This window comes from Kineococcus rhizosphaerae (assembly GCF_003002055.1).
GTDB lineage: Bacteria > Actinomycetota > Actinomycetes > Actinomycetales > Kineococcaceae > Kineococcus > Kineococcus rhizosphaerae.
In genome coordinates, this window is record NZ_PVZF01000016.1 from 103808 (window position 1) to 126965 (window position 23158).

The following is a 23158-nucleotide window of genomic DNA, read 5'->3' on the forward strand; positions in this document are numbered from 1 at the left end:
CACCACCCGGGCGGGCGGTGGGTTCCGGTCGTGCGCGGGGTACCGGTCAGCGACCCGCGGTGTCCTTGACGTCCTGAGCCGCCTGGGTCCCGTGGTCCTTGACGGTTCCGGCGGCGTCGCGCGCGTCGTCCTGCACCGTCGCCGCCGCGCCCTGGGCGGTCTCCTTGACCGACGCGGCCGCGTCCTTGGCGTGCTCACCCAGGGAGGAGCCGATGTCGGACGTCGTGGCCTTGGCCTCCTTGAGCAGCGGGGAGTCCTTCACCTTCTCGACGAGGGACCCGGCAGCCTCGGTCTCCTTGTCGGAGGCGGGCAGCAGCGAGGAGATGAGCCACCCCGCGCCGAAGGCGATCAGCCCGGCGGCCAACGGGTTGCCCTGCGCCTTGCGGCGCACGGCGGCCTTCCCGTCAGCGGCGCCTCCCCGGGCGTCCCCGGCCGCGTCGCGCACGGAGTCGGCCGCGTCGTGGGCCGAACCGAACACGCGGTCCTTGACGCCCGTCACGCTCGCCTTGGCCTTGTCGACCTGGCGCTGGGCGATGTTCGAGGGGGCCAGGCGGTCGCTCAGCGCGTCGAGGTCGGACGACAGCTGGCTGCGCGTCCCCTCGATGTCGTGCCTCAGCTGTTCCGGTTCTTCAGCCACTGCGCATCCTCCTTCAAGCTCTTCTGGGTCTCTTCCAGGGGCGGCGGGATCTTCTTCAGTTCAGCGCGGCCGCGGGAGGCCAGGATCGCCGCGACCACCGCCCAGACGACCGTCACGATGAGCGCGGACCAGCCGTACCCGATGAGACGGCCGAGGACGATGACCACGAGCGCGCTCAGGGAGATGAGGAACAGGTGCCCTGCGACACCGGCCCCGGCCAGCATCCCCGCACCCTTGCCGGCGACCTTCGCGTCGCGGGTCGCCTCGGCCCGGGCCAGGGTGATCTCCTGGCGCACCAGCGTGGAGAACTCCCCGGTGATGCTGCCGACGATCTCCCCGATGGACCGGTCGTCGGCCGTTCCGCCGTGGGGCGCCCCGCTGGGCGGGGGTACGGCGGTCGCCCCGCCGGTCACGGCCGGAACTCGCGCGGATCAGCGGGGGTGTCCACGGGGACGAACTCGTCGCCGTAGGGCGCCGTGGGGCGGGTCCCCGTGCCCAGCGGTTCCACCGGCGGGGTCAGGGTGGGCACCCCGGCCGGCCCGGAGGTGGCGGTGGTCGTGGGCGCGGCGTAGGGGGCCGGCGTGGTGGTCGCCACGGCCGTCCCGGTGGTGTCCGTGGTGTCGTCGTGGTGCGCCTTGGCCCCGCGCGTCAGACGGCCCGCGGCGACCCCCGCGACGAGGGCCCCGAGGACGAACGCGCCGGGCCGGCGCCGGGCGAACCCGCGGGTCTGCTCCAGCAGGTCGGCCGAGCCGTGGTTGGTCAGGTGCGAGCCCCAGCTCGAGGCGCGGTCCCCGACCTGGCGCACGAGCTGCGTGGCGTAGCCGGACCGTCCCCCGGCCCCGGCCATGTGCTCCAGCTCCGAACCGGCCTCGGTGAGGAACTCGGCGATCCGGTCGCGCAAGGTGTCGGACTGCTCGGCCAGCTGCCGGCGCAGGTCACCGAGGAGGTCGCCGGCCTGGTCCTTGGCCTCGGCCAGGACGTTGCCCGCCTGTTCCTTGGCGGACCCGGCGACGGCGGAGGCCTGCTCCTTCGCGGTTCCCGCGACCGCACCGGCCTGGTGCTTGGCGGCGTCCGCGGTCTCCTGGGCGGTCTCCTTCGCCGAGCCGCCGGTGCCCGACGGGGTTCCCGGCGCGGTGTGGGCACCGGTCTCGGCGTACCCCTGGGTCAGGGGGTCCGCGCCCAGCGGTTCGGTCTCGAGCGGGTCGATGCCCGGGGAGTACGTACCCAGCGGGTCCGACCCCGGTCCCGTGCTCTGCGACATGCGTCGTTCCTCCTGTGTCGATGGTCGATCGGTTCTCGTGGGGCGTTCAGCGCCCCAGGCCGGCCCGGTCCACGCGGCGGTGGAACCTCATGCCGGCCAGGCCCCCCAGGACCGCGCCGAGCAGGGCGACGACGGCCGCGGCGACGACGGTCAGGACCGATCCGGCGGTCAGGTCGCCGGAGTCGACCGGGATCCGGGGGAAGCTGTTGAGCTGCCCGAGGACGTCGTACTGGTTCCCGACGATCGCGGCGAGGACCGCCACGACGACGGCGATCACGACGGCCCAGACCCACACCGCGACGCCCTGCTTGGCGCCGTTGAACCGGGCCATGCGGCCGGCGACGTAGCCGCCGCAGAAGTAGGCGATCAACAGCACCACCAGGACCGCGATCGCGCCGGCGACGCCGATGGTCCCGGCGTTCCCCGCGGCGGTCCGTTGCGCGCTCGTGAGCGCTGCGTCCAGGCCGTTGCTGCCGGCGAGCCCGACGGCCGTACCGGTCGCCGCCAGCAGCGCGGTGAGCAGCACCGCGGTGCCGGTGGCGGTCAGCCAGCCGAAGAAGGCCGACCCGACCTTCACCCCGCCGAGCGCGTTCTTCTCCCGCTCGACGACCGAGCGCCGGTCCATCGGGGGCGCGGCGGGGGCCTTGCGGTTGGCGGCCTCCTGCCCGGGGGTGCGGTGGTGGCCGTCGTGGTCGGTGTCCGCACCACCCGGCCGGTGGATCAGGGACGGGCTGTCGTCCGCCGTGCGCGCCTGCGCACCCGGCGTCCGCCCGTCGTCACCCGCGGCGTGGGAACCGCGGTCCGTCGACTCGCTCATGAGCCCTCTCCGAACTGCTGTGGCGCGCCGCGTGGACGCGCACTGGGTGGCGAACCGGGGCGTTGCGTGGTCCGGAGCCCACCGGGGAGCGGTGGCGGCTCAGCCACTCACCGGCCCCCGGGGCTGGACGGGGATCAGTCGCGGTGGGTGCCGCGGGTGGTCGTCTCCTGGCCGGCGTCGAGGTCGATCTGCTCCTCGCGGACCTTCGCCTCGACGGTCTCGGAGTCCTCCACCGTGCGGGTGCCGAGCTTGACGCGCTCGACCGGGACGGTCTCGGTGGTCACGACCGGACGCTCCTCGGTGAGGACCACCTCGTGCTCCTCCTCGGTGATGTCGCCACCTGAGAGGGCCTCACCGCGGTTGGCCTCGGTGATGGGTTCGCGCTCGACGACGACCTCTTCGCGCGACACGGGGACCTCGCGGGTCTCGGTGTGCGTGACGACGTGCTTGCGCAGCCGCGCACGACCCGCTTCGCGGGTCTCGGTGCCGACGCGGAGTTCTTCCTTGGAACGCGTCATGGCGTCGTCGGTGTTCGGCCCGGAGGTGTCGTGCCCCTTGCCGCGCACGGCGTCCTCACGCAGGCCGTCGCCGCGAAGATCGTCCCCACGCCGATCGTCCCCGCGCAGGTCGGCCGCGTCGTCGCGGACCTCAGACTCGTTGCGGTGCAGGGTGTCCGTACCCCCGGTGACGTTGGTCCCGGTGATGCCGGCGTCCGTGGTGCCGGTGGTGCCTGCGGAAGCACCGAGACCGTAGTAGCGGTAGAGGTCCGCCTCGTCGGTCTCGCTCAGCTCGCGGCCCGGGTCGTGGTGGGGCGCATCCTTGACCATCGACTTGTCGAACGGGACGGTGATGGAGTCGCCGGCGACCTCGGCCTGGGACAGCGGCAGCAGCGAGACGTTCCCGCCGAACAGGCCCGTCTTGACCGAGACCCACTCGGGCTGGCCGCTGGTGTTGTCGAGGTAGACCTCCTCGACCTTGCCGATCTTGTTCCCGTCGCGGCCGGTGACGGTGGCCCCGTAGAGGGTTTCGGGGGTGAGGTTGGACGCCATGGTGTGGTTTACCCTTCGTCGTCTGCGGTGTGGTGCCGGACGTCAGGAGTGCGCTCACGAACGGGACACACCCCGGGAGCCGTTTCCTCGACTGACGCGGGCCTACGGTCGGGCACCCCTGCTGCGGGGGCCGTCGGATCGTCGACCTGAGTCCATCGTGGTGAAGGGCGTGACGGTCCGCGCGCTGAAACTCGGACAACTTTCAGTCACACGTAACTACTCAGAGTTATAGGTGCCGACGCACGTCCGGCCCGGCCCCCGCGAGGGGGACCGGGCCGGCAGACAGGTGTGGACTACCCCTGGACGAAGGGCAGCAGGACGGCGTTCACCTCGTCGGCGTGGGTCCACAGCATGCCGTGGGGCGCGCCGTCGATCTCCTGGTACTCGGCCTCGGGGAAGGCGGCGTGGAACGGGCGGCCGGTGGCGTCGATCGGCAGGATCCGGTCACCCGTGCCATGAGCGATCAACGCGGGCTTGCCGCTGTCGCGCACGGCTGCCACGTCAGCGGTGAAGTCCTCGATCCAGGACGGCACGACGGCGTAGGCCGCGACCGGGGCGCTGCCACTGGCGGTGTTCCAGCTGGCGGTCACGGCCTCCTGCGAGATCCGCTTCCCGAGGTTCTCGTCCAGGTTGTAGAAGTTCGCGTAGAACTCGGTGAACCAGGCGAACCGGTCGGCCTTGGCGTTCGCCGCGATCCCGTCGAACAGCGCCTGGTCCACGCCCTGGCCGAGCATCCCGGGTTCGAGGGAGGCCAGGAACGCGAACTTCGCGATGCGGTCGGTGCCGAACAGCTTCGCGTAGCGGGCCAGTTCGCCGGTGCCCATCGAGAACCCGACGAGGACGACGTCGGTCAGGTCCAGCGCGGTGAGGACGGCGTTCAGGTCGGCCGCGAACGTGTCGTAGTCGTAGCCCGTCTCGACCTTGGAGGAGCGGCCGAACCCGCGACGGTCGTAGGTGATCGTCCGGTAGCCCGCGGCGCGCAGCTCACGCGTCTGGCGTTCCCACGAGGAACCGTCGAGGGGGTAGCCGTGGATCAGGACGACCGCCTGGCCGGTGCCGTGGTCCTCGTAGTACAGCTCGATCGGGGTCGAGTTCTCCTGGCCGACGGTGATGAGGCCCATGACGTCACTCCTTCTCGACAAACCGGAGAACGCTCGTTCTCTGGCGTTGGGATGTACAGTAGAGAACGTTGGTTCTCAGCGCAAGGCCCCTGGGGGAGAAATGTCGGCGACCGACGTGCGACCGGACCGCGAACGCCTCGTCGAGGCCGCCGACCGCCTCTTCAACGCCCGCGGCGTCCAGAGCGTGGGCATGGACGCGGTCCGGGCGGAGTCGGGCGTGCCGCTGAAGCGCCTCTACGCCGCCTTCTCGTCCAAGGACGACCTCGTCCTGGCCGTCCTGCACCACCGCGAGGGCACCTGGGAGCAGGGCATCGCCGCCGCGACGGCCTCGGCGACGTCGCCGCGCGAGCGCCTGCTCGCGGTGTACGACTTCCTGGACTCCTGGTTCCGCAGCGACGGGTTCCGCGGCTGCGGGTTCATCAACACCTTCGGCGAGCTCGGCGGCGTCTCCCCCGAGGTCGCCGACACCGTGCGCGCCCAGAAGGCCTCGTTCCAGCGGTACGTGGCCGGGCTCGTCGACGACCTGGGCGGGCCGCCCGCGCTGGCGGCGCAGCTGGCGCTGCTGGCCGAGGGGGCGCAGACCACCGCGGCGATCGAGGGCCGCCCCGAGGCCGCGGCCCACGCCCGGGCCGCGGCGGAGGTCCTCATCGACACCGCCCTGGCCTGACGCGGGAGACCGGGTCGGCGCCGCTCCCCGGACCTGCGCCGGCGCGGCCTACCCGGCGGCCCGCCCGGGGACGAGGGTCAGACCCAGGACGTGGTCGAGGACCCGTCGCTGACCGTCGGCGTCGACCGCGGCGTCCCCCTGCAGCAGGGCCCGCACGAGCAGCGAGCCCATGAGCAGCTCGGTCGCCCCCGCGGGTGACGTGGAGGCGCTGAGCTCCCCGCGCTCGCGGGCGCGGTGGAACGCGTCCTCCACGACGGCCGAGCACCGGTCGACGTGGTCGCGGCGGAAGCGGTGGGTGATCTCCGGGGCGACGGCCACCTCGTCCAGGCACCGTTGCAGCACCTGCCGCCGGGCCCCGGACAGGGCCGCCGCGATGTCGGGGACCAGGGCCTCGAGGTCGGCGCGCAGGGAGCCGGTCGCGGGTGGCTGCAGACCGGCCGTCAACGTCGCGAGCGCGTCGACGACCAGGTCGTCGGTCCGCGGCCACCGTGCGTGCACACCGCGCCGGTCCACGTGCGCCCGCGACGCCACACCCCGGACGCTGAACTCGGCGATGCCCTTCTCGGCGAGCTCGGCGACCGCAGCCGCCAGGACGCGGGCGTCGATGCGGGGGTCTCGGGGTCGACCTCTCGTGAGCTCGGGCACGGGCGCATACTATTCGTGCACCACCTTGGTACGTGAATCTTCGAGAGAGCGAGCACCCATGCCCACGTTGTACGAAGCCACCGCCACCGCCTGGGGCGGCCGCGACGGTCGCGTCACGTCCTCCGACGACCGGCTCGACCTGAACCTGTCCATCCCGCGCGGGATGGGTGGCGACGACGGCCCGGGGACCAACCCCGAGCAGTTGTTCGCCACCGGGTACGCCGCCTGCTTCCACAGCGCCCTGAAGGCGGTCGCCCGCGCCCGCAAGGTCGACGTCGCCGACTCCGCCGTCTCCGTCACCGTGGGCGTCACCGGCGGCCTGGCCGAGGGGATCGACCTGGCGGTGACCATCGAGGCCCAGCTGCCCGGGGTCCCCGAGGAGACCTCGCGGGAACTGCTCGACCTGGCCCACCAGACCTGCCCGTACAGCCGGGCCACCCGCGGCAACGTCCAGCAGGACGTGCGACTGGTGACCGAGGAGGACTGACGGGCCGGGCCCGATGCGCCCGTCCGGGTGAGCGGTCCGGCGCGGCCCCCCGGAGCGCTCGCCCGGGTCGCCGCACTCCTGCGCCCGCACGCTCCGCCGAGGCGATGGCGTTGCCCCGCAGGGTCATCGCGAGGGCCGCGGCGGAGCGGAGCCGGTGATCACCACCCCGGCACCCGGCCCCGGCCGGGGCCGCGGTGCGGCCCGTCCACCCGGTACCGCGTTCCGGTGCTCGGGACCAGATGCGCGCGCGCCCGGTGCGGGCCACAGTGCGCTCATGACGCCACCCACGACACCCCCCACGACCGTCGTCGACGCGGTGGCGCAGGCCCTCCCTCCGAGCGCACCACTGCCCGTCGCCTCGCCCCACGACGACCTGGTCGCCGGGTGGTGGGCCGGCCTGTCGCCCGCCCGGCAGCAGCAGGTGCGCGGCCTGGAGGGTTCCGAACCGCTGCCCCGCTGGGCGGCCACGGAGCTGGGGCGCGCGGGGGTCAGCTGCCCCCTGACCCTGGTGGACGAGCACGGCCGCCTGGTCCGCAGGGCGCTGGCCCCCGAGGCGCTCGTGCGGCTGCTGTCCACCGACGTCCTGTCCTGACGGAGGTCACACCGACCCTGCGCCCAGCGCGTCGGCGCGGTCCCGGGGGACTCCCAGGACCAGGAGGCTGGTGGTCGTCACCGCCCGCGCACCCGCGGCGTGGTCGGGGTGCTCGGCGTCCGCGACGGCGAACACCACGCCCCAGGCGACCCGGGCGAGGACGTCCGCGGGCAGGTGGCGGCCGAACGCCCCGCTCTCCTGCCCGCGGGACACCAGCCGCGCCAGGACCTCCTCGACCGGCCCCAGCAGGGCGTGGATGTCCTGGCCGTGCTCCCCGCGCCGCAGGGTCACCAGCACCCGGTAGCGGTGCACCAGCGGCCACAGGCGCGTGGTGAACTCCGTCCACGCGGTGTCGGCGTCCCGGCCGGAGCCCTCGACGTCCGCGAGCACGGCGGCGATCTCGTCGACGGCGCGCTGCGCCAGGGTGCGCACCAGCTCGGTGCGCGAGGGGAAGTGCCCGTAGACCGTGCGCCGCACCACCCCCGCGGCCGAGGCGATCTCCCCCATGCCGGCGTCGGCGTCGGCTCCCAGGACCACGAGCGCGACGTCGAGGATGCGTTCTCGCGTGTCGGTCACGCCACCATCCTTGCACAGCGGTGTGCAAGAAACCCTTGCACACGCGTGTGCAATCGATTAGCGTCATCGACGTTCGCCAACTGACGACGACGTCGCGCCGGCGAGGTTCCACGGGCAGGTGCCCGTGACGTCCACCGCGCGACCCCCACGCCCCGAGAGGACGAAGCGATGACCAGGACCACGTCCCCGACCACCGACCCGACCGCCGTCCGCCCGTTCACGGTGGACGTCCCGGACTCCGAGGTCGAGGACCTCCGCCGGCGGCTCCGGAACACCCGCTGGCCCGACCCGGAGACCGTCCCCGACTGGTCCCAGGGCGTCCGGTCGCAGAACCTGCGCGCATTGGTCGACCACTGGGCCCGGGAGTACGACTGGCGCCGGTTCGAGACGGACCTCAACCGCCTGCCGCAGTTCCTGACCACCCTCGACGGCCTCGACGTGCACTTCCTGCACGTCCGGTCCACGAACCCCGACGCGATGCCCCTGCTGATCACGCACGGCTGGCCGGGTTCGATCGTCGAACTGCTGAAGCTGATCGGTCCGTTGACCGACCCCGCCGCGTTCGGAGGGGACCCGGCCGACTCGTTCCACGTCGTCGTCCCGTCGCTGCCCGGGTTCGGCTTCTCCGGCAAACCCGCCGGGACGGGGTGGGACGCCGCCCGCACCGCGGCCGCGTGGGCGGAACTCATGGCGCGCCTGGGGTACGAGCGGTGGGCGGCCCAGGGCGGTGACTGGGGTGCCGCGGTGACCACCGCCCTGGGTGCGCAACGACCCCCCGGGCTGCTGGGGATCCACCTGAACACCCCGCTCGCCGTCCCCGCGCAGGTCTCCGACGCGCTCTCCGCCGAGGAGCGGTACGCCGTGGACGGGCTCGCCCGGTACACCGGTGAACTCGGCGGGTCGAACCACCTGCAGGCGACGAGACCGCAGACCGTGGGGTTCGCGCTGGCGGACTCCCCCGTCGGCCAGGCGGCCTGGATCTACGAGAAGTTCCAGTCCAAGACGGACAACGACGGGCTCGCCGAGGACGCGCTCAGCCCCGACGAGATGCTGGACGTGGTCTCGCTCGCCTGGTTCACCAACAGCGCCGCGTCGTCCGCGCGGACCTACTGGGAGAACCGGACGAGCAGTTTCGCCGGCCCGGGACTGACGCTGCCCGTCGCCGTGACCGTGTTCCCGCGCGACGTCCCCCGGCTGCCGCGCAGCTGGATCGAGAAGACCTACCCGAACCTGGTCCACTACGGGGAGGCGGACCGGGGCGGGCACTTCGCGGCGTTCGAGCAGCCGGAGATCCTGGCCGCCGAGATCCGCACGGGGCTGCGGAGCCTGCGCACCGCGCTCAGCGCGGAGAGCTGACGTCCGGGCCCGTCCCGTAGATCGTCCGCAACCAGACGACGAGCAGCACCTCCACGGCGTCGTCGGCCGCGAGGGCGGGCTGCTCCCCGGCGAAGGCGGAGTGCAGGACGCGTTCGTTCATCCAGTTCAGGGCGACTGCCAGGTCCCGCGCCGGCGGTCCGTCGGGGGCGGCTCCCCGGGCCCGTTCGGCCTCGATCTGCGTCGCCGTCTCGGTGACGAACCGGTCCATGACGCCGTTCCAGACGTCCCGGACCGCGGCGCTCGTGGCCCGCGCCTCGGCCGCGGCGAGGGTCACGGCCAGGTGGGAGCGGAACGGCTGCGCGATCGCCCCGATGGCCTGTCGCCAGCGACCCTCCGCGTCGGCCGCGGGCTGCGCGAAGGCCTCGTCGCGGCGCGCGCGGGCCTCGGCGACGACGCGGTCCAGCAGCGCCAGGAGGACGGACTCCTTGGAGGGGAAGTAGAAGTAGAACGTCGGCCGGGACAGGCCCGCGCCGCGCGCGAGGTCGTCGACGGAGACGTCGGCGTACGAGCGCTCACCCAGCAGCCGCTCCGCGGTGTCGAGGATGGCGCGCTCGCGGTCGTCCCCGCGGGTGCGGGGCGCGCGGCGCCCCCGGGCGACGGCGGTGGGCTCGCTCACCGGCCCGACTGTACCGACCGACCTCGTTTATCGACACCCTGTTGACAGACTCGACAGGGTGTTGAACGCTGGTGCCGTGGACAGCAGCGCAGCGACCGAGCACCTCGACGTCCTCGTCGTCGGAGCGGGCCTGTCCGGCGTCGGTGCCGCCTGCCAGCTCCGACGGCGCCGCCCGGGGGCGACGTTCGCCGTCCTGGAGGCCCGCGGCACGACGGGCGGCACGTGGGACCTGTTCCGCTACCCGGGCGTGCGCTCGGACTCGGACATGTACACCCTCGGGTACTCGTTCCGGCCCTGGACCGGCGGCAGGGCCATCGCCGACGGCGCCTCGATCCACGAGTACATCTCCGACACGGCCCGGGAGTTCGGCGTCGAGGAGCGCATCCGCTACCACCACCGGGTCGTCTCGGCGCGGTTCTCCTCCGCGACGGGGCGCTGGACCGTCCTCGTCGAACGTCCCGGCCCTGACGGGGGGACCGAGACCGCGACGTTGACGTGCGGGTTCCTGCTGAGCTGCACGGGGTACTACCGCTACGACCGGGGGTACGCGCCGCAGTTCCCGGGGACCGCGGACTTCACGGCCGCCGGTGGCCGGCTGGTCCACCCGCAGCACTGGCCGACGGACCTGGACGTCAGCGGGAAACGGGTGGTCGTCGTCGGCAGCGGGGCGACCGCCGTGACCCTCGTCCCGAACCTGGCCCGCGACGCGGCGCACGTGACGATGTTGCAGCGCTCCCCCAGCTGGGTGCTGGCGCTGTCCTCGCGCGACCACCTCGCCGACCGACTGCGGGGCAGGGTCCCCGGCCGGCTCGCCTACTCCCTCGTCCGGGCCAAGCACGTCGCCGTCGCCACCGCCTCCTACCAGTTCAGCCGGCGCCGCCCACAGGCCGCGCGACGGTTCCTGCGCGAACGCGTCGCCGCCAGGCTGCCGCAGGGTTTCGACGTCGACCGCCACTTCACCCCCCGGTACGACCCGTGGGACCAGCGGGTCTGCTTCGTGCCGGACGGGGACCTGTTCCGCGCCGTGCGCGCCGGGACCGCCTCGGTGGTCACCGACGGGATCGAGACGTTCACCGCGGCCGGGATCCGGCTCGCCTCCGGAGCAGAACTCCCCGCCGACGTCGTCGTCACCGCCACCGGCCTGGACCTGCTGTTCCTCGGCGGGATGCGGCTCGAGGTCGACGGGCAGCCCGTCGACCCGGCCGACCGGGTCGTGTACCGGGGGATGATGATCTCGGGTGTCCCGAACTTCGCCTTCGCCCTGGGGTACACGAACGCGTCGTGGACCCTGAAGATCGACCTCGTCACCGAGCACGTGTGCCGCCTGCTGGCCCTCATGGAACGGCGGGGCCACCGCGTCGTCACCCCGGGAGAACCCCGCGACCCGCGGCGGCGCCCGCTCATCGACCTGCAGTCCGGGTACGTGCGGCGCGCGGCCGGGAAACTGCCGCAGCAGGGCGTCGCCGCCCCCTGGCGGCTGCGGCAGAACTACCCCGCCGACGTGTGGACGCTGCGGCACCGGCGCGTCGACGACCGCGCCCTGAGGTTCTCGTGACCCTCGAGCCGCCCCGGGAGCTGCGGCTGGGCAACGGGATGCGCGTCCGGTACCGCGTCCAGGGTTCCGGCGACCCGGTCCTGCTCCTGCACGGCATCGGGTGCAGCCTGGAGGACTTCGACGAGCAGGTGGACCTCCTCGCCGGCCGGTACCGGTGCTGGTCCGTGGACCTCGCCGGTTTCGGCGGCACCGATCCGATGCCCGTTCCCGCGTCCGTCCCGCGGCTCGGGGCGTTCGTCGCCGCGTTCTGCGCGCGGGCCTGGCTGGACGAACCGCTGCACCTGGTCGGGAACTCCCTCGGCGGCGCCGTCGCCCTGCAGTTCGCCGTCGACCACCCCGAACTGGTCCGCTCCCTCACCCTGGCCGACCCCGCGGGTTTCGGCCGCGAGGTCACCGCGGCCCTGCGCCTGGTCACCGTGCCGTTCCTCGCCCGGCGGTTGCTCACCCCGAGCGAGGACTCCGCCCGCCGGACGCTGCGGGCGGTGTTCCACGACCGCGACCTCGTCACGGCCGAGCGCGTCGCCCGGCAGGACGCCCTGGACCGCCGCCCGCACGGCACCCGGGTCATGCACGAGACCGCCCGCGCCCTCGGGACCGTCCTCGGGGTGCGCCGGCGCTGGCGCCGCGACCTGCTGCGGGGCGCAGCCCGGAACCCGGTGCCCACCCTCGTGGTGTGGGGCGAGGAGGACCGCATCCTGCCCGTCACCCACCTGCCGACGGTGCGCCGTGCGCTGCCCCACGCCCGGACCCGCGTGTTCGCAGCCACGGGGCACATGCCGCAGATCGAGCGGGCGCAGGAGTTCGCCGCACTGCTCGAGGAGTTCTGGCGGACCACCACGACCGGAACGACCCCCGGAGGACGACCGTGACCGCACTGCCCAGCACGATGCGCGCCCAGCGCCTGCACGTCCCCACCCGGACGATGACGGTCGAGGACGTCCCGGTGCCCGAACCGGGCCCCGGGCAGGTCCTCGTCGACGTCGCCTACTGCGGCATCTGCCACTCCGACCTCGGGCTCCTCGACGGCTCGTTCCACGACCCCCGCGGGCCGGAGACCATCACCCAGGGCCACGAGGCGTCGGGCACGATCGCCGCGCTCGGGGAGGGCGTGACCGGGTGGGCCGTGGGCGACCGCGTCGTGCCCGCCGCGGGACGTCCGTGCCGTCGCTGCGACCGGTGCCGGCGCGGGGACCTCGTGCACTGCGACGACGTCCTGCTCATGGCGTTCGCCTACGACGGTGCGTGGGCGGAGTTCACCGTCGCCGAGGCGGGGGGCCTGACCCGCGTGCCCGACGGCGTCCCGCTGGAGCAGGCCGCCCTGCTCGCCGACGCCGTCTCGACCCCCTTCGGCGCCGTCGTGCACACCGCCGCCGTGCGTCCCGGGGAAGCCGTCGGGGTGTGGGGCGTCGGCGGGGTCGGGACCCACCTGGTGCAGCTGGCCCGGCTCGTCGGGGCCGTGCCCGTCGTCGCGGTCGACCTCGACCCCGCCGTGCGCGAACGCGCCCTCGCCGTCGGCGCGGACGTGGCCCTGGACCCGCAGGACCCGGAACTGCGCGAACGCATCGCCGAGGCCACCGACGGGCACCTGCTCGACGTCGCCTTCGACGCCGTCGGTCTGGCCTCCACGTTCGAGCAGGGGCTGGCGATGCTCGCCCCGCGCGGCCGGGTCGTGGGGGTCGGGCTGAGCGGGCAGGAGATCTCGCTGGGTTCCTCGCTGTCGTTCAACCTGTCGCGCAAGCAGGCCCTGGGGCACCTGGGGTACCAGAACTCCGACATCGGCACACTGGTGAAGCTGCTGGCCGCCGGCCGGCTGGACCTGTCGCGGTCGGTCAGCGCGGTCGTGGGGCTGGAGGAGGTCGAGGACGGGATCCGGCGGTTGCACGAGCGGCGGGGGAACCCGGTGCGGGTGCTCGTGCGGCCCTAGCGGTCCGCTCGGGGGGTCCTCGGGCACGCAGCGGGCTGCCAGGTGGAGCGGACCGGTCGACGGATTCGACCGCGCTCTTCGACCCGCTCCTGAACGGCCGGGTCGCCGTCGTCGCCGGTCATGGACCAGCCGTACCGCAGGACCCGGCGGGTCGCGATCCCGAACGCCGGCTCGATCGGGTTCACCCACGAGGCGCGCCCGGGCACGGACAACACCTCGATGCCCGGACGCCCAGGACGCCGGTCCGTCGTGGCTCGACCGGTGTGCGCCGGCCCGTCGTCCACCCGCGGCCACAGCCCGTCTGGCACCAGCTCCACGCCTCGTCCCGGCACCAGTCGTGTCTCGTCACGGAGGTGGTCGAGTCCGAGGGTGGCCCCACGACTGTCCTCGTCGATCCGAGCCCGCTCCCGACCGGCGCTCGAGCCCCTTCAGGCCTCTGGAGGACCGCCCAGCAACGCAGCACCGATCGCGCCGCCGAAATCACCCAGTCCGGTGGCTCTCACCCGCGGTACGGGCGCAGACGTGGTGAGCGCCAGCCTCACCTCCAACGCTGTTCTGAAGTGCGGCAGGTAGGCGGCGGCGCTGCCTGCCAGCACCACGACCTCAGGACGGTGCTGGGTCGACAACTCGATGAGGCCGTCGGCGAGGCGTTGCCCGAACCGGTCGAAGACTTCGATGGCGTCTCGATCGCCGGCCTCAGCTGTGGACGCCAGATCGTCGAGGTCGCCGCTACCGCGCACGGCCGAGGCTGCTCGTTGCAGCGCTGACCGTGAGGCGGTCTGCTCCAGACAGGTGAGGCGACCGCAGTAGCACGGTGCTCGTTCCCCGGGAACGGTGACGTGCCCCCCTTCAGGGTGCAGCCCGTCCCCACCCCGGAACAAGACGCCCTCTCGCACGACGGCGACCCCGACTCCGGTCCCCAACGTCACGATGAGCATCGACCTGCTCCCCCGGCCGGCGCCGACGCGGAACTCCGCGACCGCGGCGGTGGCGGCGTCGTTCTCCACCACGACCGGGGTGGCGAACCGCGCCCTCAACGCGCCGACGACGTCGAGGCCGGTCAGGGCGGGCAAGGAGTCGGGGTTTCGGATGACGCCGGCGGCATCGATGGGACCGCTGGCTCCGATGCCGATCCCCGAGAGGTCGTCGATGACGCAGCCGGCCTCTCGCAGGACAGCGTCGACCGCACCCTCCAGGACGGAGATCGCGGTGGAGGGGTCCACGGGTGTGCTGGTGATCTGGGAGGCGAGGACCTCTCCGCCGAGCACCACGACGGTGCGGGTCGCGGTACCGCCGAGGTCGACGCCGACCACCGGTCGGACCGTTCTCGTCGGGTCGTCCACCGGTGTACTCACAGCGCGGTGGTGATCTTGCTGCCGAAGGCGAACGCGCCGGGAACGGTGTCGTTCGCGCGGGCGAGGTCGACGGCCAGCAGCTGGGCGGCGACGGCCCCGGTCATGAGGCCCTCCAGCTCCGTGGTGGCCGGCGCGGGGACGGTGGTGGCGCCGGGCAGGTCCACATCCCCCACCAGGACGACGTCCGCGCCGGTGGCGAGGACGTCGCGCGCCAGCTGTTCAGTCTGCGGATCGACCGTCGTGGCCGTGGCCCCGTACACGAAGAGGGTGAGGCCGGGACCAGCGAGCTCGAAGGGCCCGTGACGGAACTGCCCGCCGACGTAGCCCTCGATGGCGAGCTTGGCGGACTCCTTGGTGATGAGGCCGGCGAACTGCGACGTCGCAGCCGCGGCCCCCTTGCCCACCGCGGCCAGGCGGGGACGATCGTGGGCCAGGGCCGCGGCGGCGATCTCCTGGACAGCGGAAGACTGCAGTTGCCGGGCGACGACGTCGGCGATCCGGTGCGCGTCGGCGGCGATGGCCGCCTGATCGCCCCCGGTAGCCGCGGCGACGACCTGCGCCTGGGCGAGGAGGCTGTTCAGGTAGCTCTTGGTACTGACCGTCGCCTCGGGACCGCAGCGCAGCGGAACGACGACGTCAGCCCCGTCGGCCAGCGGGCTCGCCTCGTCGGCGGTGATTCCGATGACCGCACCCGGGCGGGCCGCTCCACGGCCGAACCGGTGCAGGAGTTCCACCACCTCCCCGCTCGCCCCGGACTGGGAGGTGATGACCAGCAGGGTGTCGGGCGTCAGGAGTTCGGGAACGTCCAGCAGCTGTCCGGTGTCCACCGTCCACGCCGCCCGGCCGGCTGCGGCCAGAGCGCGCCAGCTGGGCAGGGAGACGAAGTGCGAGCTGCCCATGCCGGTGAAGACGGTGCGTCCCCACGATCGACCGGCGACGCCTCCCAGGCCAGTGGGGACCGGGGCGGTGGCGAGGGTCCGCAGGGCGTCGGGCTGGGCGAGCATGTCCTGCTCGAAAGGGGTGGTGGTGATCACGGGCGTGCCTTCGTTCCGGTGGTGGTGACGAGTGCGGCGGGTGCATCGGGTGCGTGGTGCGCGACGGGCAGGGCCGTCGTCACCTCGTCAGGCCCGAGCCCCAGCAGGGTCAGGGCGATCTTCGCCCCGATCATGGCCGTGGGCAGGTTGATGTTGCCGCGGGTGATGGCCGGCATGATCGAGGCGTCGGCGACGTGGAGACCCTCGATGCCGTGCACGGCGCCGCGGGCGTCGACGACGGCCTCGGGGTCGCTCGCCGGGCCCATGGCGCAACTGCCCGCGGGGTGGCAGTAGTTGACGATCTGCTCCAGCGGATCGTGCTCTGCCGTCGCCGGCTCCCCCAGGACGGCTGCGAGTTCGGGGACCCGTGCCATCGAGCGCAGGAGGTCCAGCGCTTCGCTGAGCACCTGCCGGTCGTAGCCGTCGGGGTCGGTGCCGTAGCGGTGGTCGATGACGGGGCGGCTGACGTCGAGGTCGGGCGCGAGGGTGACGGTTCCTTCGGAGCGGGCACGCATGGCGCCGCCGTAGAGGGTGATGGGCGGCAGCCCGGGGTGGCCGCTGTTGGCGCCGGCGACCATGAAGACGTGCAGGTCGTAGGGGCCCTCGTCGCAGAGCGAGGAGCGCTTGCGTCCCACGGTCTGCTCATCGGGGTTCCAGCCCAGGCGGGAGAGGTCCTCCACCAACCCGGCCCGGCCGTGGAAGTCGAGCTGGACGCAGGAGTGGTCCAGCAGGTGCTTGCCGACCCCGCGGCGATCCACCGCCACCGGCACCCCCAGGGCGCTGAGCTCGTCGGCGGCACCGATCCCCGAGCGCAGCAGCAGCGCCGGGGAGTGGTAGGCACCGGCGGCCACGACGACGCGCTCGGCCCTGACCAGACGCGCCTCGCCGTCTCGCGAGACCCAGGCCCCCACCGCGCGGCCCTCGCGGATCTCCAGTCGCTGGACGGGGGTGTCCCCGCAGACGGTGAGGTTCGGGCGGTCCCGGACGGCGTCGAGGAAGGCGAACGCGGCGTTGTAGCGCTGACCGTCGACCACGTTGACCGGCATCGGGCCGATGCCCTCACCGGCGGCGATGTCGTCGAGGTCGTCGGCGAAGGGCAGCCCGACCGCCTGACCGGCCCGGACGAAGGCGCGCTGGGGTTCGGTGAGTTCGTCGGTGGTGTAGCGCCGCACCCGGAACCGCCCCCGGACCCACTCCAGCAGGGGCAGGACCGAGGCGGCGTCCCAGCCGGGGTTCCCACGCGCGGCCCACTCGTCGTAGTCAGCGGCCGCGCCGAGTGAGGCCGTGCACCCGTTGTGGGAGGAGCAGCCCCCCAGGACCCGGGCGCGCGGCAGGTCCAGCACCCCGTCGCCCACCGTCGTCGCGGTGCTCAGGCCGTAGTCGTGGGAGAGGGGGATGGAGCGGGCGTCGAGGACGTCCGCGGGCCAGCGGCCCTCATCGGCGGCGCCGTAGTCGGGGCCGGCTTCGAGGAGCAGGACCGTCTCGTCGCTGAGGGCGGCGGTCACCGCGGTGAAGACCGCTCCCCCGGTGCCGCCGCCGATGACCAGGGTGTGGACGGCCTCAGGCAGGGGCGGCGGTGCCGGCGCGTCGTGCGTTCGGCGCTGGGGGGTGTGCGCCGGTGCCGTGGCCGGTGACGTGTACGGCGTCTCGTGGCTCATGCCTGATCCGTTCCTGGAGAGCTTCTGGGGTACTGGGGGACTGAGGATGGGTCATCAGCTGCACTGGTGCGAGGCGGGGTCAGTCGACGTCCGGGAGTTCACCGGCGTGCTCCATCCAGCCCCGGCGACCGGGCCGCAGGTTCCTGCCGATCAGCACCGCGACCCCGCTCAGCAGGTAGGAGGCCGCGATGAACGGTGCGAGCAGCACGGGGAAGTCCGGGAGCGGGACGATGCTGTTGTAGCCGATGAGGAGCAGCGCGGCCGTGGAGATGACCGGGGCCACGACGTGCGCCCCGATGCTGAACTCGGAGGGGAAGCGGCTGCGGAAGAAGCGGAACGCCGCCACGTTCATGAGGATGAAGATGGGGATGTAGACGAAGGTTCCGGTGGCGCCCAGCAGGTTGAAGAGGTTGTAGGGGCCCAGAGCCAGGCCGAGCACGAGGCACACGGTGACCGCGGCCACCGACTGCAGGACCACCGCCGTCACCGGGGTCCGCAGCGTGGAGTGCACCCGGGTCAGGGCATGGGGCAGGGCACCGGTCCGGGCGATCCCGTAGAGGGTGCGGGTGGAACTCGTCGTGCACGCGATGCACACCCCCAGGCCGGAGTTCACCAGGGCGACCAGGACGACGAGGGAGGCGCCGTTCCAGAGGCGGTCGGCCAGGACGAAGGCCGGGGCGGTGGGCGATGCAGCCAGAGCAGGCAGGTCATCGGTCCCCCAGCCGATCTGCAGACCCCACGCGGTGACGACGTAGAAGATCCCGATGAACACGAGGGAACCGGTGATCGCGCGGGGGATGATGCGTCGGGGATCGCGGGACTCCTCCCCCACGGCGGCGGCTCCTTCGAAACCGGTGAAGGCGAAGATCGAGAGGACGACGGCGAGGAAGAAACCCGAGGAGTTGGAGATGTTCGCCGGGTTGAAGCCGGAGAGGTTCACTCCCCCAGGACCGGGTGAGACCAGGCCGGTGAGGGCGAGACCCAACCCCACCGCCATCTCGAAGACGGTCATGACGACGAGGAACTTCACCGAGATGGCGATGCCGCGGAAGGCGCACGCGAAGCAGATCGCGAGGATGACCACGGAGTAGACCCACCACGGGACGCCGATCCCGTAGGCCGAGGACAGTTCGTCCTCCAGGACGGCCCCGGTGAAGGCGGCGAGTGCGGCGGGGACGATGCAGACCGAGACGCCGTACAGCCAGCCGGTGAGGAACCCCGCCCGCGGGCCGATGCCGGCGGAGACGTAGGTGTAGAGCCCACCCGCGGAGGGCAGGTGCCGGGCCAGGCCCACCATCGGAGCCGCGAGCAGCAGGCAGACCAGGAAGGCGGCGAGGTAGGTCAAGGGGGCCGAACCGCCGGCCTGGGTGGTGGTGAAGGCGATCGTGTAGAAGATGCCGAGCGTGGGGGAGATCTGCGCGACGGACTGCATGAGGGCACCGCCCAGCCCGATCGTCCCCGCGCGCAGTCCGTCCTCAGGTGACGCGGGCGACGTGGTGGCGTCGGTGGTCACCGACTGCTGAGCACCGCGATTGTCCATGGAGACCTCCAGCTAGGGGCGTCGTTGCTGGCCCACGGTAGCCCCACGAAGTCCATATGAACAAGCACAATGTTCATACGCACTTCGCTAGTTCGGTCACTCCTGCGCGACCGGCACCGACGGGCAGCACCGATCGGCAGCACCGATGCACAGCTCAGTCGTCGAGGACCGGAGCCAGGACCAGTCGCTGCACCACCGCTTCGGCCGACGCGCGCGCGGCCCCGCTCAGACCGTCATCGCTCACCACCACCTGCGGGGCGTCCATCGAGCACACACCGACGAAGGCGGTCCGATCGAACTTCGCCGAGTCCACCGCCGCCACCGTCACCGCCGCACTCTCCAGAGCCGCCCGCTTCACCGCCGCGTCCTCGACGTTCCACTCGGTGAAGCCGCCCTTGCGGGAGAAAGCGCTGGCAGTCAGGACGTAGGTGTCGAAGTGGTGGCGCTGCAGGTGGGCCACGGTCTCAGCACCGCTGACACTGAGCTCACCGCGGCGCAGCGTCCCCGGCGGTTGCAGCAGGTGGACGGTGCTCGAGTCCTCGAAGACCCACGCCACCCGCAGCGAGAGCGCACACACCATCAGGTCCCGTCCCACCAGTGCCTGCGCGACGGCGATACCGGTCGACCCGCCGTCCAGCAGCACAGTGCTGCCGTCTTCGACCAGGTCGGCCACCGCGGCGGCGATGGCGCGCTTCTGCGCGGTCCTGGTGCTCATCCGCACCACCAGCGGCGGTTCGTAGCTGCTGCCTGCGGCAAGGCGTGCGCCCCCGTGGAAGCGCTTGAGCAGTCCCTGGACTTCGAGAGCCTCCAGATCCCGCCGGATGGTCATCTCCGTGATCGACAGCTGCGTCGCGAGCTCCGCAACGGTCGCGGACTCTCGTGAGCGGAGGATGTCCAGCACCGCGGCTCGTCGCTGTCCCTGCGTCAGTGTTGCCACCGGACCATTCAAGCGGGTGGCACCGATGTCGGTGGCCCGACGCGACTCGTCATCGACGGGTCATCGATGGGCCCTGCCATCGACGCACCGGGGCCGTACCGCCACCGACGGCCCGCTGCGGGCCGATGGTCCTCCTGTGCCGCACCCCCCGACGTCGGTGAAGCACCACGGCGCCCAGCAGGCGCCAGCACGGTCAACGCGTCGGCTGGGACGGCGGGCGTTTCGCCGCAGACGTCAGGGAGGCGGGTCCACCTGAGCTTGCGGTGAGATCGACCCGTCCTCATGGCCCAGCCGCACTGACCACCGAGGTTGCTGACGCGACGCCCCGGCACCGTCCCGGCAGGGTCAGCGCGACGCCGGGTCCTGCGCGACGGACTCGTCGGGTTCGAGGGGGAAGTAGACCGAGTACGGCTCGTCGCGGACGTCGTGCAGCGGCACGAACCGCAGGGCGCGCCGCTGTCCCAGCGTGCGGTACCCGGGCAGCCACTGCGCCCACTGGCGCTCGTCGTCGGGGACGAGCAGGCGTTCGGGGTGGGCGGGGTCCCCCACGAGCGTCCGCTCGTGGTCGACCAGGCCGGCCAGCACGACGGGTCCGTCGAGGAAGGCGACGGTCCCGGGTTCGTCGGGGATCGACTCGGTGCGCAGCGCGGTCGGCAGGGTGAGCCCGACGACGGTGGTCCCGCCCTGGTGGTGGACGTCGACGAACCCTGGACCGTGCTGGGTGCGGGACCCTGCCACCTCGACCGTGGCGGGGCCGTCGACCCACGCCGGGACGCGGACGCGCACCGTCACCGGCTGCGGGGACGTGATCGTGACCGACGCCGCCCAGTGCCGCGGCCGGTGGCGACTGCCCACCGGTCCCGCGTTGGCGTCGGGCCTGACCCGAGCGGCGGTGGCGCCCAGGGCCGTGGTCACCGTCACCGGGTTCCCGTCGAGCGTCAGCTCCGCGGTGGCGGGGATGAACTGGGCGACGACGAGCGCCCCGTCCTCGGCGCTGTAGAAGGCCAGGCTCGAGTGCCGGGTGTGGGCCTGCACCAGGGTTCCGCGGCAGCACCAGAAGTCGTCGGTGGGAGTTCCCCAGTGCTTGCGGGCCCCGCCTGCGAGCGGGAGGAAGTAGGCGACCATCCCGGTCGTCGGGTGCTGCTGGGCGAGGATGCCGTTGTGGAGGTTTCGCTCCACGTACTCCAGGTGTTCGATCTCGCCGGTCCACCGGAACATCACGTCCGCCAACGGGATCATATTGTGGACCGTGCAGTGCTCCTGCGTCTTCGCGCCCCGGCGCGCGGCGAACTCGAACGGCGGCGTCCAGATCTCCCCGGACGTCTGACCCCCGGTGCAGAAGGTGCCCCGGTCGGTGACCGCGCTCTTCCAGTAGGCCTCGACGGCCTGCCGCCAGACCGGGTCGCCCGTCACCTCCCACGCCCGCGCCGCGCCCAGGACCTCGGGGATCGTCGTGTTGGCGTGCGCGTTGGTCAGCACGTCCCGACCGGCGACCAGGGCGTCGAAGAACTCCGCCCGGCGGTAGCGCTGCAGCAGGCGCGCGTAGCGCTCGTCACCGGTGATCGCGAGCAGGTCCGCCCAGACCTCGAGCATCCCGCCGGTCTCCACGTCGAGCATCCGCTGGAAGTGGTCGGTGGCGAACCGGCTCGACCAGTCGTCGATCCACTCGGAGGCGGCCAGCGCCAGGCGCAACGCCCGCTCGTCGCCCAGGTCGGTGTGCACGTCGACCAGGCCCATGAGCACCTTGTGCATCGTGTACTGCGGCGCCCAGATCTCGAGTCCCGCCGCGAGCCGGTCGAGGAAGCGCGGCGGGATCGCCCAGATCCACTGCCCGCCGTTCTCCCGCTGGCAGCGTTCGAGCCCCGCGAGCACCGACTGCAGCGTCGCGGCGAGCGCGGCGTCCCCGGTGACGGCGACCTCGCGGGCCGCGCCGGACAGCCAGTGCCCCATGAAGTGGCCCCGGAGCTGCCCTCCGGGCGTCTCCCAGCCCCAGTGCCTGTCCCGACCGTCGTGGGGACCCGGGCCCTCACCGATCCGCAGGTGCCAGCTCTGGTCACCGATCCCCGCCTCGACGAAGTGGTTCTGCAGCAGGTTCTCCACCGTGAGACTGCCGAGGTAGCGGCGGTTCAGCTCCCTGCGGTCGTCGAAGACGCCGCGTTCGAGCCGGACGTCCCCCGGGGGGAGAGCACGATGACGCACGGGACGGGTCCTCCTCGACACCGGCGGGCGAGGTGCTCCGCGACGACTCGGAGGACATGTCGATGAACCGTGGCTGTGAACCCGCCGCGGGCCGGTCAGGGGTTCCGCGGCGGGCGCGTCGTGCTGGCGCGCTGGACGACGCGCAGGGGCAGGTCCTCGCAGGTGCCCGCCGGGCGCCGGTCCGCGAGGACGTCCAGCAGCAGCCGCACCAGCTGCTGCCCCATCTGCCGGGGAGCCAGGTCGACGGCCGTGACGTCGAGGGCCTCGATCGCGGGTCCGCCGGCGTAGGCGGCGAACAGGAGGTCCTCGGGAACCCGCACCCCGCGCGCACGCACGGTCTGCAGCGCGGTGACCGCGCTGCCGTCGGGCACGGCGAGCAGGGCGTCGGGGGGTTCGGGGGCGTCGAGGAGTTCGGTGACGGCCTGCCGGACGCGGTCGGGCCGGGCGGTCAGGCCGACCTCGACCGCCAGCGCGGGCACCGACCGCTGCGCGCACCACCGCTGGTGGGCCAGCTGGGCGTCCTGGCCGTAGGCGGTCTCCGGACCGGGCAGGAGCACCGCGAGCCGCCGGGCCCCGGCCGCCGCGAGGTGGTCCAGCAGTTCGGTGACCACGGCGACGTGGTCGCTCTCGACCCGGCCGGTGTGGGCCGCGCCCGGCGTGGGGTCGCGTTCGCACGTGACGACCGGCAGCCCGGCGCGGGCCAGGGACCGGACGACGGGGTCGTCCAGGGCGGGGTCGGCGACGATGACCCCGTCGACGTGCAGCCCGTTGCCCGGCGCTTCGACGGCGGGGAGCAGGGTCAGGGCCACGCCCTGGGCGTGCGCGGCCTCGACCGCCCCCACGGCCAGCTCCATGTAGTAGGCCAGGCCGGCGGTGTGCTGCGGGGTGAGCAGCCCGACGGCTCCCGTGCGCCCGCGGCGCAGGTTCCGCGCGGTGAGGTTCGGGGTGTACCCGAGCTCGGCCGCGACGGCCGCGACGCGCCGGCGGGTGGCCTCGGGCAGCCGCCCGCGGCCGGACAGCGCGTCGGAGGCGGTGGTGGTGGACACGGCCGCGGCGCGGGCGACGTCGCGGAGCGTGGGCACGAGCGCACCGTACCCCGAGTGTGCCGAAC

23 protein-coding genes are annotated in these 23158 nt (G+C 73.1%); 7 read left to right on the top strand and 16 right to left on the bottom strand.

All coding sequences use genetic code 11. The features are described from left to right. Positions 1–46: 46 nt before the first annotated feature. From CLV37_RS24115 to CLV37_RS24140, 6 genes are all read right to left on the bottom strand, one after another. Positions 47–637 (bottom strand): DUF3618 domain-containing protein, encoded by a 591-nt coding sequence (locus CLV37_RS24115; protein WP_106215281.1) that lies wholly within the window; start codon positions 635–637, stop codon positions 47–49. Then, positions 613–1050 (bottom strand): phage holin family protein, encoded by a 438-nt coding sequence (locus CLV37_RS24120; RefSeq protein WP_106215282.1) that lies wholly within the window; start codon positions 1048–1050, stop codon positions 613–615. Before CLV37_RS24120 ends, CLV37_RS24115 begins: the two co-directional genes overlap by 25 nt. Beyond that, positions 1047–1898 (bottom strand): hypothetical protein, encoded by an 852-nt coding sequence (locus tag CLV37_RS24125; RefSeq protein ID WP_106215283.1) that lies wholly within the window; start codon positions 1896–1898, stop codon positions 1047–1049. The genes CLV37_RS24120 and CLV37_RS24125 overlap by 4 nt, the downstream gene beginning before the upstream one ends. Before the next feature lie 46 nt (positions 1899–1944). Further along, positions 1945–2715 carry a hypothetical protein gene (locus CLV37_RS24130; RefSeq protein WP_106215284.1) on the bottom strand — a complete coding sequence of 257 codons (771 nt, stop codon included), beginning with the start codon at positions 2713–2715 and terminating at the stop codon, positions 1945–1947. 134 nt (positions 2716–2849) lie between these two features. After that, positions 2850–3764 carry a PRC and DUF2382 domain-containing protein gene (locus CLV37_RS24135; RefSeq protein ID WP_106215285.1) on the bottom strand — a complete coding sequence of 305 codons (915 nt, stop codon included), beginning with the start codon at positions 3762–3764 and terminating at the stop codon, positions 2850–2852. A gap of 293 nt (positions 3765–4057) precedes the next feature. Beyond that, positions 4058–4885 (bottom strand): alpha/beta fold hydrolase, encoded by an 828-nt coding sequence (locus tag CLV37_RS24140; protein ID WP_106215286.1) that lies wholly within the window; start codon positions 4883–4885, stop codon positions 4058–4060. A gap of 100 nt (positions 4886–4985) precedes the next feature. Here CLV37_RS24140 and CLV37_RS24145 point away from each other — a divergent pair, with 100 nt between their 5' ends. After that, positions 4986–5552 carry a TetR/AcrR family transcriptional regulator gene (locus CLV37_RS24145; RefSeq protein ID WP_106215287.1) on the top strand — a complete coding sequence of 189 codons (567 nt, stop codon included), beginning with the start codon at positions 4986–4988 and terminating at the stop codon, positions 5550–5552. A 48-nt stretch (positions 5553–5600) separates the two neighbouring features. Here CLV37_RS24145 and CLV37_RS24150 read toward each other — a convergent pair whose 3' ends face one another. Continuing rightward, entirely contained in the window at positions 5601–6197 is a 597-nt protein-coding gene (locus tag CLV37_RS24150) for a TetR-like C-terminal domain-containing protein (protein WP_211298917.1), read from the bottom strand. 58 nt (positions 6198–6255) lie between these two features. Between CLV37_RS24150 and CLV37_RS24155 the strand changes: the two genes are divergently transcribed. Next, positions 6256–6684: an organic hydroperoxide resistance protein gene (locus CLV37_RS24155; protein ID WP_106215288.1), complete on the top strand. Its 429-nt coding sequence runs from the start codon at positions 6256–6258 to the stop codon at positions 6682–6684. A gap of 274 nt (positions 6685–6958) precedes the next feature. Continuing rightward, entirely contained in the window at positions 6959–7276 is a 318-nt protein-coding gene (locus tag CLV37_RS24160; RefSeq protein WP_146149566.1) for a hypothetical protein, read from the top strand. Positions 7277–7282: 6 nt separating this feature from the next. Here the strand turns inward: CLV37_RS24160 and CLV37_RS24165 are convergent, their stop codons facing one another. After that, the gene (locus tag CLV37_RS24165) at positions 7283–7852 is read right to left on the bottom strand and encodes a TetR/AcrR family transcriptional regulator (protein WP_211298918.1); all 570 of its coding nucleotides are present in this window, start codon (positions 7850–7852) and stop codon (positions 7283–7285) included. A 168-nt stretch (positions 7853–8020) separates the two neighbouring features. On the opposite strand from CLV37_RS24165, the gene CLV37_RS24170 reads away from it, so the two are divergent. Beyond that, positions 8021–9208, top strand: a complete 1188-nt coding sequence (locus CLV37_RS24170; RefSeq protein ID WP_106215290.1) for an epoxide hydrolase family protein — start codon at positions 8021–8023, stop codon at positions 9206–9208. Here the strand turns inward: CLV37_RS24170 and CLV37_RS24175 are convergent. Continuing rightward, a complete protein-coding gene (locus CLV37_RS24175) occupies positions 9192–9845 on the bottom strand; it encodes a TetR/AcrR family transcriptional regulator (RefSeq protein ID WP_106215328.1) in 654 nt (217 codons plus the stop codon). The two genes, CLV37_RS24170 and CLV37_RS24175, sit on opposite strands and share 17 nt — an antisense overlap. A gap of 76 nt (positions 9846–9921) precedes the next feature. Here CLV37_RS24175 and CLV37_RS24180 point away from each other — a divergent pair, with 76 nt between their 5' ends. Genes CLV37_RS24180 through CLV37_RS24190 form a run of 3 tightly spaced genes read left to right on the top strand, consistent with a single transcriptional unit; the run spans position 9922 to position 13324 of the window. Further along, complete coding sequence (locus CLV37_RS24180) at positions 9922–11400, top strand: flavin-containing monooxygenase (RefSeq protein WP_245885783.1); 1479 nt, start codon at positions 9922–9924, stop codon at positions 11398–11400. Next, the gene (locus tag CLV37_RS24185) at positions 11397–12269 is read left to right on the top strand and encodes an alpha/beta fold hydrolase (RefSeq protein ID WP_106215292.1); all 873 of its coding nucleotides are present in this window, start codon (positions 11397–11399) and stop codon (positions 12267–12269) included. The genes CLV37_RS24180 and CLV37_RS24185 overlap by 4 nt, the downstream gene beginning before the upstream one ends. Before the next feature lie 5 nt (positions 12270–12274). Next, the gene (locus CLV37_RS24190; protein WP_106215329.1) at positions 12275–13324 is read left to right on the top strand and encodes an alcohol dehydrogenase catalytic domain-containing protein; all 1050 of its coding nucleotides are present in this window, start codon (positions 12275–12277) and stop codon (positions 13322–13324) included. Between the two features lie 428 nt (positions 13325–13752). Here the strand turns inward: CLV37_RS24190 and CLV37_RS24200 are convergent, their stop codons facing one another. From CLV37_RS24200 to CLV37_RS24230, 7 genes are all read right to left on the bottom strand, one after another. Then, entirely contained in the window at positions 13753–14667 is a 915-nt protein-coding gene (locus CLV37_RS24200; protein WP_170127473.1) for an ROK family protein, read from the bottom strand. Between the two features lie 8 nt (positions 14668–14675). Then, positions 14676–15713, bottom strand: a complete 1038-nt coding sequence (locus CLV37_RS24205) for an SIS domain-containing protein (RefSeq protein WP_106215295.1) — start codon at positions 15711–15713, stop codon at positions 14676–14678. Beyond that, positions 15710–17371 carry a GMC family oxidoreductase gene (locus CLV37_RS24210; RefSeq protein WP_106215296.1) on the bottom strand — a complete coding sequence of 554 codons (1662 nt, stop codon included), beginning with the start codon at positions 17369–17371 and terminating at the stop codon, positions 15710–15712. The genes CLV37_RS24205 and CLV37_RS24210 overlap by 4 nt, the downstream gene beginning before the upstream one ends. A gap of 79 nt (positions 17372–17450) precedes the next feature. Beyond that, positions 17451–18911 (bottom strand): APC family permease, encoded by a 1461-nt coding sequence (locus tag CLV37_RS24215; RefSeq protein ID WP_106215297.1) that lies wholly within the window; start codon positions 18909–18911, stop codon positions 17451–17453. Positions 18912–19065: 154 nt separating this feature from the next. Continuing rightward, entirely contained in the window at positions 19066–19812 is a 747-nt protein-coding gene (locus tag CLV37_RS24220) for a DeoR/GlpR family DNA-binding transcription regulator (protein WP_146149567.1), read from the bottom strand. A 381-nt stretch (positions 19813–20193) separates the two neighbouring features. Further along, entirely contained in the window at positions 20194–22047 is a 1854-nt protein-coding gene (locus CLV37_RS24225) for a beta-L-arabinofuranosidase domain-containing protein (protein ID WP_170127474.1), read from the bottom strand. Between the two features lie 95 nt (positions 22048–22142). Then, on the bottom strand, positions 22143–23129 hold the full coding sequence (locus CLV37_RS24230; RefSeq protein WP_170127475.1) for a LacI family DNA-binding transcriptional regulator: 987 nt from the start codon (positions 23127–23129) through the stop codon (positions 22143–22145). Positions 23130–23158 lie beyond the last annotated feature (29 nt).